General features: G+C 33.8%; 13 protein-coding genes. 5 read left to right on the top strand and 8 right to left on the bottom strand.

Annotation, left to right across the window (positions count from 1 at the left end; translation table 11 throughout):
• Positions 1-104 precede the first annotated feature (104 nt).
• Complete coding sequence (locus tag N5D46_RS01940; protein ID WP_125349869.1) at positions 105-1,106, top strand: FAD:protein FMN transferase; 1,002 nt, start codon at positions 105-107, stop codon at positions 1,104-1,106.
• A 461-nt stretch (positions 1,107-1,567) separates the two neighbouring features.
• On the opposite strand, the gene N5D46_RS01935 is transcribed toward N5D46_RS01940, so the two are convergent.
• Both N5D46_RS01935 and N5D46_RS01930 read right to left on the bottom strand, forming a co-directional pair.
• Positions 1,568-4,441 (bottom strand): type I restriction endonuclease subunit R, encoded by a 2,874-nt coding sequence (locus tag N5D46_RS01935; RefSeq protein ID WP_280049034.1) that lies wholly within the window; start codon positions 4,439-4,441, stop codon positions 1,568-1,570.
• 90 nt (positions 4,442-4,531) lie between these two features.
• Positions 4,532-5,455 carry a site-specific integrase gene (locus tag N5D46_RS01930; RefSeq protein WP_280049033.1) on the bottom strand — a complete coding sequence of 308 codons (924 nt, stop codon included), beginning with the start codon at positions 5,453-5,455 and terminating at the stop codon, positions 4,532-4,534.
• 161 nt (positions 5,456-5,616) lie between these two features.
• Here N5D46_RS01930 and N5D46_RS01925 point away from each other — a divergent pair, with 161 nt between their 5' ends.
• A complete protein-coding gene (locus tag N5D46_RS01925) occupies positions 5,617-6,816 on the top strand; it encodes a restriction endonuclease subunit S (RefSeq protein ID WP_280049032.1) in 1,200 nt (399 codons plus the stop codon).
• A gap of 4 nt (positions 6,817-6,820) precedes the next feature.
• On the opposite strand, the gene N5D46_RS01920 is transcribed toward N5D46_RS01925, so the two are convergent.
• The 6 genes from N5D46_RS01920 to mobA form a co-directional block, all read right to left on the bottom strand.
• The gene (locus N5D46_RS01920; protein ID WP_280049031.1) at positions 6,821-8,071 is read right to left on the bottom strand and encodes a restriction endonuclease subunit S; all 1,251 of its coding nucleotides are present in this window, start codon (positions 8,069-8,071) and stop codon (positions 6,821-6,823) included.
• Between the two features lie 138 nt (positions 8,072-8,209).
• Positions 8,210-8,695 carry a hypothetical protein gene (locus N5D46_RS01915; RefSeq protein ID WP_280049030.1) on the bottom strand — a complete coding sequence of 162 codons (486 nt, stop codon included), beginning with the start codon at positions 8,693-8,695 and terminating at the stop codon, positions 8,210-8,212.
• A complete protein-coding gene (locus N5D46_RS01910; RefSeq protein ID WP_280049028.1) occupies positions 8,692-9,438 on the bottom strand; it encodes a DUF3800 domain-containing protein in 747 nt (248 codons plus the stop codon). Before N5D46_RS01910 ends, N5D46_RS01915 begins: the two co-directional genes overlap by 4 nt.
• Positions 9,439-9,447: 9 nt before the next feature.
• Positions 9,448-11,004, bottom strand: a complete 1,557-nt coding sequence (locus tag N5D46_RS01905; RefSeq protein ID WP_280049027.1) for a type I restriction-modification system subunit M — start codon at positions 11,002-11,004, stop codon at positions 9,448-9,450.
• Between the two features lie 169 nt (positions 11,005-11,173).
• Positions 11,174-12,433, bottom strand: a complete 1,260-nt coding sequence (gene mobB, locus N5D46_RS01900) for a conjugal transfer protein MobB (protein ID WP_280049026.1) — start codon at positions 12,431-12,433, stop codon at positions 11,174-11,176.
• Between the two features lie 4 nt (positions 12,434-12,437).
• Positions 12,438-12,872, bottom strand: a complete 435-nt coding sequence (gene mobA, locus N5D46_RS01895; RefSeq protein ID WP_280049025.1) for a conjugal transfer protein MobA — start codon at positions 12,870-12,872, stop codon at positions 12,438-12,440.
• A gap of 544 nt (positions 12,873-13,416) precedes the next feature.
• Here mobA and N5D46_RS01890 point away from each other — a divergent pair.
• The 3 genes from N5D46_RS01890 to N5D46_RS01880 all read left to right on the top strand — a co-directional run bounded on the left by N5D46_RS01890 (position 13,417) and on the right by N5D46_RS01880 (position 14,854).
• Positions 13,417-13,917 carry a DUF3408 domain-containing protein gene (locus N5D46_RS01890; RefSeq protein WP_125349861.1) on the top strand — a complete coding sequence of 167 codons (501 nt, stop codon included), beginning with the start codon at positions 13,417-13,419 and terminating at the stop codon, positions 13,915-13,917.
• A gap of 362 nt (positions 13,918-14,279) precedes the next feature.
• Positions 14,280-14,576, top strand: coding sequence for a helix-turn-helix domain-containing protein (locus N5D46_RS01885; protein ID WP_280049024.1), 297 nt, complete (start codon positions 14,280-14,282; stop codon positions 14,574-14,576).
• Positions 14,573-14,854, top strand: a complete 282-nt coding sequence (locus N5D46_RS01880) for a helix-turn-helix domain-containing protein (protein ID WP_280049023.1) — start codon at positions 14,573-14,575, stop codon at positions 14,852-14,854. The genes N5D46_RS01885 and N5D46_RS01880 overlap by 4 nt, the downstream gene beginning before the upstream one ends.
• Positions 14,855-14,935 lie beyond the last annotated feature (81 nt).

Raw genomic sequence — 14,935 nt, 5'->3', positions numbered from 1 at the left:
AAACAAGTTCAGAATAACCTAATACCTGTCATACCGAGCTTGTCGAGGTATCTTTAAGCTTTATACTTTTCGATAAACTCAGAATAACAAATGAATAAACCAAAATGAAATTCATTCTAAAAAATATATTCACTTTTATACTATTGTATGTTCTAACTCCGATGAATGCTCAAACGGTTGGAGTTAGAGATACAATTTTAATGGGAAGTAAATTCAAAATTACATTGGTTGATTCCGATTCTATTTCCGTTGAAAAAAACATCAATAAAGCAATTGATGAAATGATTAGAATTGAGAATTTGATTTCTGACTGGAAACCAACTTCGCAAGTTTCTCTTGTCAATCAAAATGCAGGAATAAAGGCGATAAAAGTAGATCGAGAAGTTTTTGACTTAACAAAGCGTGCGATTTATTTTTCGCAACTAACCGATGGTGCTTTTGACATTAGCTTTGCGGCAATGGACAAAATATGGAAATTTGATGGTTCAATGGAAAAGATTCCAACTCAGGAAGAGATTTCAAAAGCCATCGAAAAAATCGGTTATCAAAACATTATTTTAGATGAAGAAAATTCAACAATATTCTTAAAAAAAGCTGGAATGAAAATCGGTTTTGGTTCAACAGGAAAAGGTTATGCAGCACAAAAAGCACGAACTTTCATGCAAGACTTAGGAATACAAGCGGGTATAATTGATGCTTCTGGTGATATGACAACTTGGGGAAATCAACCAAATGGAGAACCTTGGAAAATTGGAATTACAAATCCATTTAATCGACATAAAATGTTGGATATTCTCTCAATGAAAAATGCTGCTGTTACGACTTCTGGTGATTACGAAAAATTTATCTTGATTGATGAAGTTCGCTATTCACACATTATTAATCCCAAAACTGGAATTCCTTCAACAGGATTAACAGGGGTTACAGTTATTGGTCCGGATGCTGAAATGTGTAATGGTTTTAGCACTTCTATCATGGTTTTAGGAAAAGAAAAAGGATTGAATTTGATCAATCAGCAAAAAGATTACGCTGCTCTTTTGATTACAGATAAAGGAAAAATTATTCGCTCAAAAAACTACAAGAAGATTAAACGAAAACTTGGGTAATAACACTTACAAAATAGCTAATTTGGATATGCAGTTTCAACGATAAAATACGCCTTACAAAGAAGTTTCTGAATCAATTTTATTTATCCAAAACAGCACTTTCACAATATCAATAATTTAACCTAAATTATTTAGATAGATAATAATGATTATGTAAAGTTATTTTATTTTCTTATAATTTATTGTAAATTAGTTTTTAACACTAAAAATACTATGAATAAACTTTATTTTAAAGTTTTCAGGAAAAAGCTGTATTGGTTGGATACTAAGCTTTTATAAAGATTATCAAAAAAGTCAGGTAACGATTTGGTAACGGTGCTTATTGCTTTACTTTTCAACGTGTTTCCGTTAGCTCATAGCAAATATACAAAAAAAAACAAAGGATAGGTTCCAAGTTATCTATCCTTTAATTATCACTTTTAAATATTTTTGATTCTTATGAATACCACTTGTATAAAACATTAATTTCCTGATATTCCAGTAACAAAAGTTTCCACGAAACCTAAAATCTTATTTAGAATACGATCTCCGATTTCCTTTGATTTTAAAACGCTTGGTCTTCCTTCTTCTCGAAGTGCTAAAATTTCTTTTCGTAAAGGTTCGCGTTCCGTAAAAAGATAGTTTTCGATCAATCTTTCAGTTTTTTCTTCAGATAGATTTTCCGTTTTAACTAATTCTTGAAGTGCTTTTTGTTGCTCTACATTCCAGAATTTTTCAAATTCTTCGGGAATAGTATCCGTATCTTCAATATTTGGTAGACTCTCATGAATAAATTTATCAATCAAGTCTCTTTTACTTCTTAATGAAACCTCAGTATTCAATAAGTTGGCAATCTCTTTTTCAATGCTTTCTTTATCTTTCGCACTGTGTTTGGACTTGAATTTGACCAACAATTGGATAATATACGTAACATTAATCGTATCACGTCTTATCAATTCTAATTCAAAATCTATATCATTGAGAATGGATGTTTTTTCAGGTGAAGGATCTGTTCCCAGTCCATCTTTTAAATCCAAATACTTACTCGTGTAATCTGCAAATAGTTGTTCTTCAATCTGTAAATCATCCCAAGTAAATTCTGTATAATGACTCATCTTCTTGTGTAGGCGCATCAAAGCACGAAAAGCTAAGATAAACTCCAATTTATCTTCTTCTGAATATAATCCATCAACAGACGTAACTTCTGGAACGATTTCTAATAATTTTTGTGTTGCTTCGTTAAATTTATCAACATAAATCTCATAAGGTTCAACTATAATTTCATCAATAGCTTCCTTATTACTGAACAAGGCAATAGCTTCGTCTGTTTTGTCTTTTAAATTTCTGAAACAGACAATATTTCCTTGGGTTTTATTCTTATCTAATATACGGTTGGTTCTGCTAAAAGCTTGTATCAGTCCATGATATTGAAGATTTTTATCAACATATAAGGTGTTCAAAGATTTACTGTCGAATCCTGTCAAAAACATATTAGCAACTAATAAAATATCCGCTTCGTGTTTTGGGTGTTTCGATTTTTTAGCTACGGCATTGTAATAATTGTAATATCCTTCGTTGTCTTTGATATTTTGCTTTTCACCAAACATCTCATTAAAATCTTCAACATAATTTTCCAATAACTCTCTACGGTGCGGTTTATATCCGTATTCAGTTTGAGGTTCAGCAGCCATATTGATTTGAGCAGCTACTTGTTCTTCCATTTCTTCTTCATTCTGAGCAAAACTGAAAATAGTTGTTATTTTAAGATTATGCTCCCCATTTAATTTTTTACGTTTAAAAATTTCATAGTATTGAATAACCGAATCAATATCTTGTACACACATCATCGCACAAAATTTCTTGTTTTGTGTTTTCTGATCATGATGTTGAATGATATAATCTACGATTGCTTCTTTACGTTCAGGGGCTTCAAAGACTTCTGTTTCGTTGATTTGTTCCACTTTTAAATCAATGATGTGTTCTTTCTGTTTAAAAGTCTGAATGTATTCAACCGAGAATTTCAAAACATTTTCATCACGTATGGCATCAGTAATTACATATTTATGCAGACACTTTCCAAAAAGACTTGCCGTGGTTTTCATTCCATCGGAATTCTTCTCTAAAATTGGTGTACCTGTAAAACCAAACAACTGAATGTTAGTGAAATAATTTACGATGTTTTTATGCGTATCACCAAATTGCGAGCGGTGACATTCATCAAAGATAAAGACCATTCTTTCATTCTGAATAGCTTTCATTTTGGCTAAATTTCGACTGGAAATAGCATTGTTCAGCTTTTGGATAGTTGTAACAATGATTCGAACATTCGGATCGTTAAATTTTCGAACTAAATCATCTGTATTAGTAGCAGAACTAACAGAGCCTTTACTGAAATTATCATACTCCTGATTGGTTTGATAATCTAAATCTTTCCTATCTACCACAAAAACCACCTTTTTGATGGCTGGAATATTAGATAAAATCTGACTAGCTTTAAAACTGGTTAAAGTTTTACCACTTCCTGTTGTATGCCAAATATATCCGTTTTTTTCAATATTATAACCGTTCAGAATTTCATTTTCTTTTACCTTTTTGATTATGTTTTCTACTGCATAGTACTGATACGGTCGAAGCACCATTAAAGCTTTGGCGGTTTCATTCAGCACAATGTATTTGCAGATCATTTTACTGATATGACAAGGTTCTAAAAAAGTATCCGTAAAACCATTCAGTATGTTGTTGAGTGGATTATTCTGTTCGTCTGTCCAGTGAAAAGTCTGAAGATATTCCTGCTTGTGTGTTCCGAAATTACTGAAATATTTGGTGTTTACCCCGTTACTGATAACGAATAATTGTACAAAATGAAACAAGCCTTTGCCTGCTCCGAAACTATGTTTTTGATAGCGGTTGATTTGGTTAAATGCTTCCTTCATTTCCAAACCTCTTCGCTTTAACTCAATTTGTACTAATGGCAAACCGTTTATCAACAGCGTAACATCATAGCGATTTTGATATTTTCCTTCCTGTGTAATCTGATTGGTTACCTGATACTCATTTTGACACCAATGTTCTACATTAAGAAATTCAAAATATAGATTATCGCCATTATCCCTAACGATATGATGCTTCTTTTCTCTTAATACCTTGGCTTTTTCAAAGACAGATCCCTTATTGAGAATGTTTAATACTTTTTCAAATTCACTCTCACTAAATTGTATATGATTGTGCTTTTCTAATTGCGTTTTAAGGTTTGCCAACAAAGATTTTTCATCAGCTATAGTAATATATTTATATCCCAATTTTTGTAATTGGATAAGGAGTTGTTCTTCTAAAATTTGCTCAGACTGTTTGCTCAAAATAATTATGAATTAGGAGGTTATTATGGTTATTTCAACTACTTACAAATTTAGTAAAATAAAATATTCTCCCAATTCATAATTTAGAACTTATTTCAATGCTTTAAACATCTGCTCAATGGCTTTCTTTTTTTGTTCCATATTGGGATGAACATACAAATTCAAAGTAGTACTTATGTTGGAATGTCCTAAAAGTACGCTTACCGTTTTGTAATCGCAATTGCTTTCGATACAACGTGTGGCGAAACTATGTCTTAATCCGTGAAATTTTATTTCGGGGATTTCAAGATATTGCATTAAGTTTTTATAGAAACTGCGGTATGTTCTGGGTTCTGTAGGTTTGGCATCATTGGTGAGTACAAAAAATGAGGGATTTACTATTTTTTTGATGGGCTTTATCAATCGAATTAAGTCTCGGTTCATAGGGATTTCGCGAATGGAATTTTTGGTTTTTGGTGTGTCTAAAATGAGTTCTGTTTTTCGGGTTCCCTCTTCTATCACGTAGATTCTTTGAATGGTACGATTCACGCTGATTACTCCGTTGTCGGTATCAATGTCCTCCCAAGTTAAGGCACAAATTTCGCCAATTCGCATACCTGAAGACAAACAAATTAAAACACCCAAATTCCGAAAGGTAAAATGCTCTTGTATGTAATTCATTATTTTTTTTTGGTGCGTTCTTGAAAGCACTTCTATTTGCTGACTTTCTCGGATGGTAGGGTATTGAATTTCGAAGGATTCGTAAGCAATCCATTTGTTTTTTGCCCCGAATTTTAGCACCATTTTCAAGACGATTAAAATGTCTTTGATGGTTTTTTGGCTTAAACCAGCTTCTAATTTTTGCAACACAAAAGCTTGCACATCGGCTTCCTGAATTTCGTATTGATTACCAAAAGAAGGCAATAAATGATTTTCGATGAGTAATACATACGCCGAAAATGTTGATTTTTTCACATAATTTTTTTTGTCTGCTTTCCATAGTGCAATGACTTCTGAGAGTTGTTTTTTGTCCATTTTTTTTGAATTAAAGATTTTTAGTTACAAAGGAAAACATTTAAGGATTGAGGATTATTAATCTTCTTAATTGAGGTTTAAGAATCCTTAATTCAAATGTTCCAAATAACCCAAAGCAAATCTCTAATCTTAGATTTCCTGAGTTCGAAGGAGAGTGGGAAGTGAAGAAGTTGGGGGAGGTTATGGATTTTAAAGTAACCAATTCTTTTTCTCGTGAAAATCTGAATTATGAATATGGAACAGTCAAAAACATTCATTACGGAGATATTCATACGAAATTTCAAACTTTATTTGATATTAATTGTGAATCAGTTCCTTTCATCAATGAAGAAATAGATATTAGTAGAATTTCGGATGAAAATTATTGTAAAAATGGAGATATTATATTCGCAGATGCTTCAGAAGATCTAAATGATGTTGGTAAAAGCATTGAGATTATAAATACCAATGGAGAAAAATTACTTTCAGGATTGCATACTTTATTAGCAAGACCAAAAGAAGATATTTTTCATTTAGGTTTTAGTGGTTATTTGTTTAAATCTAATTCTGTCAGAACCCAAATTCAAAAAGAATCTCAAGGCTCAAAAGTTTTAAGTATTAATGTTGGAAGAATTTCAAAAGTTGAATTGTCTTTTCCTTCTGTAGAAGAGCAAAGCAAAATATCATCGTTTTTGGCTTTACTTGATGAAAGAATTCAAACCCAAAGCAAAATAATTAACGATTTAAAAACTCTAAAAACAGCCACTGCTAAAAAAATATTTTCGCAAGAATTTAGGTTTAAAGATGATAAAGGAAATGATTTTTCGGAGTGGGAGGAAATTTTATTAGGAGAAGTAATGTCTATTCCAGAAAAAACAAAAGCTCAAAATATTGATAAGAACAAATTACTTACTGTAAAACTTCATCTAAAGGGTGTCTTGAAAAATGATAATACTGATACTTTATCATTTGGAGCAACAAATTACTTTATTAGAAAAAAAGGACAATTTATTTATGGAAAGCAAAACTTGTTTAATGGTGCGTTTGACATAATTCCAGATGAATTTGATGGCTTTTTATCTTCAGGAGATGTTCCTACACTAGAGATAAATAATTCCAAAATAAATTCTTCATTTCTTTTATATTTAATGGGAAGAAAAGAATTTTACAAACCTTTAGAAGATTTTGCAACTGGTTCAGGAAGCAAACGAATACACGAAAAAACATTACTTGGTATCAAAATTCCATTCCCCTCGCTTCCCGAACAAACCAAAATCGCTAATTTCCTTTCCGCTATCGACTCAAAAATTGATATGGAAACCCAACTTTTGCAAAAATTAGAAGAACAGAAAAAGTTTTTGTTGCAAAATATGTTTGTTTAGAATGTTAAACAAACATTTGCTGTAATAGGTATTTCTTTTGCATTTCCAGTTGCTCTAAAATTGATTTTTCTGTTTGGATTTTTTGGTCTAGGGAAGAAAGAAATGCTGAAATTTCTTTTTGTTCTTTTATTGATGGCAATAAAATTTCTAATTTTAAAAGTTCTGTTTTCGACATATTATATCTTGTACTTCCTTGTGCTAACTTTTTTATTTCATTCCGAACGACTTTACTTCTAAATAAAAAACGAGCAAATTCAGGTAGCATTTCGTTAAATGAATTTAGTCTAAATCCAAAACAAAAACTATTGAGATACACATTTTTTACATCTTCTAACAAAACAGAACTCATCCCAATTTCATCAGGAGTTTCAGAAGAAATTGTAAAAAAGATATCCCCATATTTTACACTATTTTGATTTTCATTTTCTGAAACATTTACGTATCCACAATTTTCAATTGCGATTTTGGAAGAATCAAAAATTTGCTTGTATTGGATGTATCTTTTTCCATTACCAAAATCTTCTTTTGTTTTTCCAGACAAACCAGTGAAAGTATATCCCAAATCTCCAAGCCTTACTTTTTTCCAATTTTCGAAATTAGAATTAATTCTTATTTTTTGTTCCGATAAAGAATCATTAAGACTTTCAATTAAGGATTTAAGATGTATCAGTATTTTGATTGAACAGTCAATCCTTTCAGATATTTTTGCCAAGAAAGTTGATATTTTCTCTTGTTCTTGATTAGTTGGTAAACTCAATGAAAGAGAAGCTAACTGACTTGAATATAAATGCACTACAGAAATGCCTTGAGCCAAATTTGCTATTTCCATTTTCTTCTTGCTGTTCAAATAATAAGATAAAAATACTCCATCATTTTTGGATTTGATAATATTCAAGTCTCCTCCTAATGCAATACCTGGCTTCAAAACACAGGAAGCCGTAGCAATATCTATTGTTGTTTCTCCAGATGCTGGGATGATAACATCATTTTCTTCACTTAATACTAAAGCCGATTTATCTACATTAGTTCTAGATTTTATTTCGTTAATGACTTCTCTGTAATGTGTATATAGTTCGCCATATCTTATACATTCAGTAATTCCATTTTCTTCAATTTCACTTTTAGAAATCCCTTTTCCTTTTGAAAATGTAGCAATCTCCCCCAACTTCTTAGTTTCCCACTCTTCGGTAAACTCTGGAAATCTCAAATTTGGGAACTTAGCTACATTTTTATTATCTTTTTGTATCTTGGTCATAGTATTATCTTCTTATTCAGCATTAGGGATTTAATCTATTTGCTTTTTTGTTTTTATTTTGTACCTTTGCATCAGCTCAGTAACCATTTCTTTATTGGATGTAAGTGTTAAAGGAGTATAAGAAGCCGTTTAGTTCCGCTAAGCGGTTTTGGCTTTTATATACGTTTCGTATTCTTTTAACAACTTCCTTTTTCGGTGTTCTGTTTCAATATAGTAAGCTGTTATGAACATATAATATCCTCCTCTGTCGGTTAAAATCACAATATAATTTTCAGATTCATTAAACAAAACAGTACGTTCATCTTTTCCTCTTACATTTTTCCAGATGAGAATTTCTTCGTGTTCACAGTTTTCTATAACAAACTTTGGAAAACGTATCCGTTCCATTCTTCTAAAATCAGGTTGTCTATTAGCTTCGTCTTCTCCTTCGTGCGTAATGTGATAAAATGTACGATGCATTCCGTCTACTTCCGGGTATTTTCTCACAGATACTTTTAGACCTTCATAAATAGGGTGTGCTTTGATAAAATCGTTATGAAAAACCGAATAAACAGCGTCAAAATAGGTTGAAAAAACTCCACCATATTCGCCAAAAGATATCAATGCAGGAAACACTAAACTCATACAAAATAAGGTTTTTGTGGTTTCCAAATAAAAACATTGAACTTTCGCTCTTTCAATAAAGTAGATTTTGTTAAAGAATATTTAGAGCGATGTTTAATGAGATTGATTAATTCATTTTTAGCTTTACTATTTGATAATTCTCTATTTACATAAGCAGTAGCACCTACTAATAAATCGGCTAATTGCAAAATTTCCACTTCGTGAGATCTTACCTGTTGTACTTTTTTAATAATTTCTTTAGAATAGTCGTATTTGTCATTCCTTAAAACCTGTTCCAGTTTGTGAACTTTTTCTTTACTTCTGGTATCTTTAATGTCTATGTAAATATGATGAGAGTTTTCAGGATTCAAGATAGCTTTCAACATTCCAAAATACATCTTATAGTAAAATGTATCGTGTGTATGAATGAACTTTTCATAATCTATTGCAGATTTATTAGAAACTACAAGCACCCTAAACTGCAAGTCATCATCATCAAAAAAATAATTGATTACATCTTTGTAATACTCGATTTTTGATTTTGAAACTTTGTTCCATTTTAGCTCATAGTAGGTTCGATTGTCATTATCATTCTTTTTATTTTTAGGAATAAGGTTGTGTTTGAGTTTAAAACTATACAATCTTTCAAAAATTTCTTCCTTCTTTTCAATCGGACAATAAACAGCCCCGATAACCATAACAGGCTCTTTGTCATTCTGTAAATGACAACTTTCATCGCAATATATATTGATTGTTGGCTTCATTATAAAAAATTAAAAAACAAGTCCCAATTCTTTGAAATACACATCAATTTCTTTGTCCAATTCCGCTCGCTTGGCTTCCAAAGATTTAATTTCCTGCATTACAACTTGGATATCGATTTCTTCTTCAGCTTCGAAAGTATCTACATAACGAGGTATATTAAGATTATAGTCATTTTCTGCAACTTCTTGTAAAGTAGCCAAATGACTGTATTTCTCAATTTCGGTTCTATTACGATAAGTTTCCACAATCTTATTGATATGCTCTTCACGTAACATATTTTGGTTCTTAACTTTCTCGAATTCTTTACTTGCATCAATAAATAGGATATGGTCAGGATCTTCCTTACATTTCTTAAACACCAAAATACAAGTCGGAATACCAGTTCCGTAAAAAATATTGGCAGGTAAACCAATTACAGCATCTAAATAATTTTTCTGTTCAATAAGATATTTTCGAATATGTAATTCTGCCGAACCTCTAAACAAGACACCGTGTGGCAATACAATAGCCATTGTTCCGTTTTCAGCAAGATGATGAATCATGTGTTGTACAAAGGCAAAATCTGCTTTGCTTGCAGGGGCTAATCTACCGTATTGACTAAAACGTTCGTTACTAAGATGCAGAGGATTAGCACTCCAGTTGGCTGAAAATGGTGGATTTGCTACAATGGCTTCTGCTAACAAACCTTCGTGTTGAGGATGTTCTAAAGTGTCTTCCTGTTTGATATCAAATTTCAGATAATGTACGCCGTGAAGTATCATATTCATTCGGGCAAGATTGTACGTTGTTCGATTCATTTCTTGTCCATAGAAATTATTGACATCTTTTACTTCTCTTGCTACACGCAGTAATAATGAACCTGAACCACAGGTTGGGTCATATACCGATTTTAAACGGTTTTTACCAGTCGTAACGATCTTTGCGAGAATTTTAGATACTTCCTGAGGGGTGTAGAATTCGCCCGCTTTTTTTCCTGCACCACTGGCAAACTGACCTATCAAATATTCGTAAGCATCACCCAATACATCAAGTTCTGTATCATTCAATTTGAAATCAATTTCGTCTAAATGCACCAACACTTTTACAATAATAGCATTTCGGGCATCTGCTGTTCTTCCTAAATTATTACTATTTAAATCCATATCAGAAAACAGGTCTTCAAAGTCTTCTTCACTTTGTGTTCCCATTGTACTTAACTGAATATTGGTCAATATCTTCTGTAAATCTTCAAGAATAAAATTGTTGCTCCCGCTATTTCCTCGTTTAGCGATTTCACTAAACAATTCAGATGGTTTTAAAAAGTACCCTAAGGTTTCAAGAGATTCTTCTCTAATAGCTTCAATGTATTCTAAGCCTTCGGCTGTGTTTTCATCAATATTTCTGAATTGGATTTTATCTTTTTCCAAAATGGAGTTCGCATAAATTTCCATTTTTTCAGCCAAATATTTATAAAAAATAAATCCCAAAATATAATCTCGGAATTCATCAGCATTCATTTTTCCACGCAGTGTATTGGCTATATTCCAGAGCTGTTGCTCTAATATTTTCTTCTGTTCTTCTGACATTGAAATAAGCGTTATTTGATTAGGGATTTATTATCCTTAAGAATCTACTAAAATAGTAAACTTTTAGATTCTAAACATTATGCTTGCTATAAAAATGATGGATATTTAAATTGGTAAACTTACTTTAGATTTTTTTTAAAAATTTCTTTATTGACAATGATGTCATCTGTTATAACTTTCTGCCTTTCTTTTTCTTCATCCGTTTGGTAAACTGTCCTTCTTCGTAATCCTCGCCCTGTGCATCTGGCAACAGACTGAACAATCCCAAATCGGAGCTGTGCGAATGTTCATGCGAGATAAACTCGAAAAGGTCTTTTGTCGGTTGGTGGTCTAATGTGTCCGTATTGGAAACAGGGTTATCCTGTGTTTTCAGTTCGGGTTTATTTCCGTTGTTCCACCAATCATTAAATACGTTTGCCGACAAATTTCTGTCTAATTGTGAGCCGTTCCAAACGGTACGGCTTTCGTGGTCGATGAAAGTTATACCATAAATCCGTCCGCTGTCGTTCCTGCGGACAATGGTATTGATACCTTGTTCTACAAGTTGCTTTTTAAAATCCGTTTCGCTGTTTGTAGTATGTATAGCCAATTCGATGGTATTCTTTAATACTGACCTCGCAGGGTTGGTTTTCATTTTCTCTTTGGAGTGCTCAAAATGTTTTTGAAGTTCTGCAACGCCTGCATCTTTTCCAAATAGTGATGCCTTGAACGGATTGCTTGCCTTATTTCCATTCTCGTCCAATGCCACGTATACCAATCCGTTTACGGGCTGTCCGTTCCGCTCTCCTTTAACTTCTTCAGCTGTAATGTTGAAAAGTGACAGCAAAACATTGTAACCACCCATAGTAGAATAGCTATAATACTTTGGCAGATGCCGTACTACCGAAGCAATCTGACTTTTAATGTCGCCTTTCTGCTGTTCCACCTTTTTGAAAATCTTATCAGCTTGTTTCTGTTCCTGCTCGGTGGCTTTGTGCAGGTTGTATTTCGTTTCCAAATCCCGACAGATAGTCATTGAACGTGGATGGTCGTAATCATCGGGGATTTTCTTGCCGTCAATGCCTACACAGGTTGAAACAATGTGTATATGCGTGCGGTCAATGTCCGTATGTTTGAAAACGATATACGGCTGATTGCCGTAGCCCATACGCTCCATATATTCCTGTGCCATTTCGGTAAACTGTTCATCGCTGACCTTGTCTTTTGGGTTGGGGTTCAATGAAATATGCCGTACCGTTTTCTCCGTTTTGATGTTTGCCGACAGGTACGGCTCAAAGCACTTGTTAAAATACGTTACGGAATATCTGCCATTCATTGTGTCGGGTATCTTGTTCAGCAACAAAACCGATCCGTTTTCCCTGTCCACTTTCTGCTGATTGTACAAAATCGCTCCGTACATATTGCTTCCCTTTCCGATTTTTGCGATCATAACTTTATTCTTTTTTCAGATACTTTTCTTCAAATTCCTGTGTTAAACGGATGACTTCCTTAGTGACTTTTACCAATTCAATGGTTTCTTTTTCCAATTTAAAAAGGTATGTTCCTGCTTTTTTCTCTGAAAAATTGCGGTACAATATCTTCACAACCTGATTATAATTTGTTCCGATTGCTCGGAATTGGCTAAAAAATCGGGTCAATTTTTCGTGATAATCTATTGCATCCATATCAATTTTTACGGTCTTTACCGTCTTTTGAAAGATGCAAGCCGTAATAAAATGTGCCTTTACACTTATCCCCGATTGGTCAAAGAGGGCAAGAAACTTGGCATTATCCTCTGCATTCAGGTTGATGGAATACCGATGAACCGCAGGGTCAATCTTTGGTTTCCTTCCTGTTTTTTTAATCTGTTTTCTGTTTTTCTCTTCCATAATAATCCATTTTAATTTTACACAAACGAGCGACTTCGGAGCCGTTTCCAGCCCCCTGCAAGGGCAAGTGCTCTTGAGGTACGGAAATTTATTTCGAGGACCTCAAGAGATAACTTGCTCTGAACAGGAGTTCAGAAAAATCCGTTTTGCAAACGGATTGGAGTTAGCCAAAAAAATCAGTCGCTTCAATTACAAAGTTCGACAAGACTATTTGAATAACAATTACTTACAGTTATGCCAAATAAAGCCAATGAACGCCAAATAGTGCCACTTCTATACGGATTGGGATTGCTTTTATTTTCTTTGTGTGGTTAGTTGGCTGATTGGTTATATCCTTATTAAAGTAACTAAACAGCATAAATCCTGACAGCTAATCTGCGTGATTGAATGCAGACTAATTATAAGTTTTTGAGTTAATGAACTAGCCAATTAAGAGTATGCATGTGCATAGGTAGATAGTTGGTTACATAGATACAACTGTATATACAGCTGATTGCTTAGTTAACCAAACAGCTAATTGGATATAATACTAAAAACAAGCGATATGATAAACGAAGAAAACAAAAAACAGCAACCCGAAAAAGAGGATTTCTCTATTGAAAATTTCCTAACTGATGAAAAGAAACAACCTTTGACGGAACAACATGCAGTAACACATCGGGCAGATTTTGCCAAACCCGAAGTAGACGAGGAAGCACTGATGAACATAATTGCAGGGGAAGATCCCGAGGAAATAGCAACAGAAACGGAACAAACCAAACCGTCAGCGAAGACCACGAAAAAAAGTACCTCCAAGCCAAAGAAGCTGAACAAAGAGGACTATTGTGAACAGTTTTTTAAAATTCCGACCACAACTGCAAGCAAAGGAAAATCGGTCTATGTACGGCAGGAACACCACGATAGGTTTAACAGGCTTACCAACATTATGGGCATTGACAAGCTGACAATTTATGCGTATCTCAACAACATTATCGAATACCACTTTCAGGAGTTCGGGGAATTGATTAGCGAAATCTACAACGATAAGCACAAACCGTTGTTTTGATTGTGGTGCGGTGTCGGGAGTGGTGCGTAGCTCCCTCTTAAAATTATTTTCCAAAACAAAAAAACAGAAAAAAAAGAAAGCCATTCTAACAAGGCGGACAGGCGGAAAGACCAAAAGGAAACGGAATAAGTCCCGAAGGGTGGCAGGGGAAACACAATAACTTGGCGAAGCCACCATATTTGCCCTGCCATTATGCCGTAAGCTTTTGGTTGGGTGGTGCGGTGGATGTCCGCCTTAAATTTGCAACCTTTTTATTCTTTTTTGGGAACATAATGCCTCTGAACGCCAAATGCAACCTTTGACGGCAACATCAAAGCTATCTATTAAAATAGCTTCTACTTTCGAGGCTTAAACGACGTGATATGGAAATAACAGTTTTAGACATTCAGATTTTAAATGCATTGCACAGGGAAGTAAAGGAAGTTTCTCAATTGATTTTGGAAATAACTGCACCCTACAAAGCACTGCAACAGGCAACGAAATGGCTCGACCAACAGGAAGCCTGCCAATTACTCAATATCAGTAAAAGAACATTGCAGACATATAGGGCAAAAGGAATTCTTGGGGCAACGCAAATCAATCGGAAAACATATTTCAGATTGTCCGAAGTGGAGTTACTTATGCAGGGAGAGCGAACATTAAAAAAGCAAAAGAAATGAAACAGATTGGAAATTCAAACGAGGATATGCTTGCCCTGCTCGAAGCTGTGGTAGGTATCAAAAACGAACTGCTGTATATCAGGGAATATTTCCACCCACTCTTAAAAGGAGAAATCTACCTGTCAGGCGAACAGGTTTGCCAAATGCTACACATCAGCAAACGGACGTTACAACAGTACAGAGATGACGGACTGATACCCTTTATTAAACTCGAACGGAAAATCCTTTTCCGTGAAAGCGATATTATCAAGGTGTTGGAAAATAACTATCAGCGTTAGCCGTAAAATGGATGCTTTGAAACCGTAAACATATCAGTCAATTAAAGAAACAGCCCACTGCTTAAAAACAATGGGCTGTAA

Origin of the sequence: Empedobacter sp. GD03865 (assembly GCF_029840775.1) — a bacterium.
Taxonomy (GTDB): Bacteria; Bacteroidota; Bacteroidia; order Flavobacteriales; family Weeksellaceae; genus Empedobacter; species Empedobacter falsenii_B.
Note: the sequence above shows the minus strand (reverse complement) of the source record. Positions and strands in the feature narration are given on the sequence as shown.

What these genes read in the sequence shown, in the direction of transcription:
- N5D46_RS01940 (WP_125349869.1), top strand. Translation starts at nt 105, where the DNA reads ATGAAATTCATTCTAAAAAATATATTCACTTTTATACTATTGTATGTT.
- N5D46_RS01915 (WP_280049030.1), bottom strand. Translation starts at nt 8,695, where the DNA reads ATGAGTTTAGTGTTTCCTGCATTGATATCTTTTGGCGAATATGGTGGA.
- N5D46_RS01885 (WP_280049024.1), top strand. Translation starts at nt 14,280, where the DNA reads ATGGAAATAACAGTTTTAGACATTCAGATTTTAAATGCATTGCACAGG.
- mobA (WP_280049025.1), bottom strand. Translation starts at nt 12,872, where the DNA reads ATGGAAGAGAAAAACAGAAAACAGATTAAAAAAACAGGAAGGAAACCA.
- N5D46_RS01890 (WP_125349861.1), top strand. Translation starts at nt 13,417, where the DNA reads ATGATAAACGAAGAAAACAAAAAACAGCAACCCGAAAAAGAGGATTTC.
- N5D46_RS01920 (WP_280049031.1), bottom strand. Translation starts at nt 8,071, where the DNA reads ATGACCAAGATACAAAAAGATAATAAAAATGTAGCTAAGTTCCCAAAT.
- N5D46_RS01905 (WP_280049027.1), bottom strand. Translation starts at nt 11,004, where the DNA reads ATGTCAGAAGAACAGAAGAAAATATTAGAGCAACAGCTCTGGAATATA.
- N5D46_RS01910 (WP_280049028.1), bottom strand. Translation starts at nt 9,438, where the DNA reads ATGAAGCCAACAATCAATATATATTGCGATGAAAGTTGTCATTTACAG.
- N5D46_RS01880 (WP_280049023.1), top strand. Translation starts at nt 14,573, where the DNA reads ATGAAACAGATTGGAAATTCAAACGAGGATATGCTTGCCCTGCTCGAA.
- N5D46_RS01930 (WP_280049033.1), bottom strand. Translation starts at nt 5,455, where the DNA reads ATGGACAAAAAACAACTCTCAGAAGTCATTGCACTATGGAAAGCAGAC.
- mobB (WP_280049026.1), bottom strand. Translation starts at nt 12,433, where the DNA reads ATGATCGCAAAAATCGGAAAGGGAAGCAATATGTACGGAGCGATTTTG.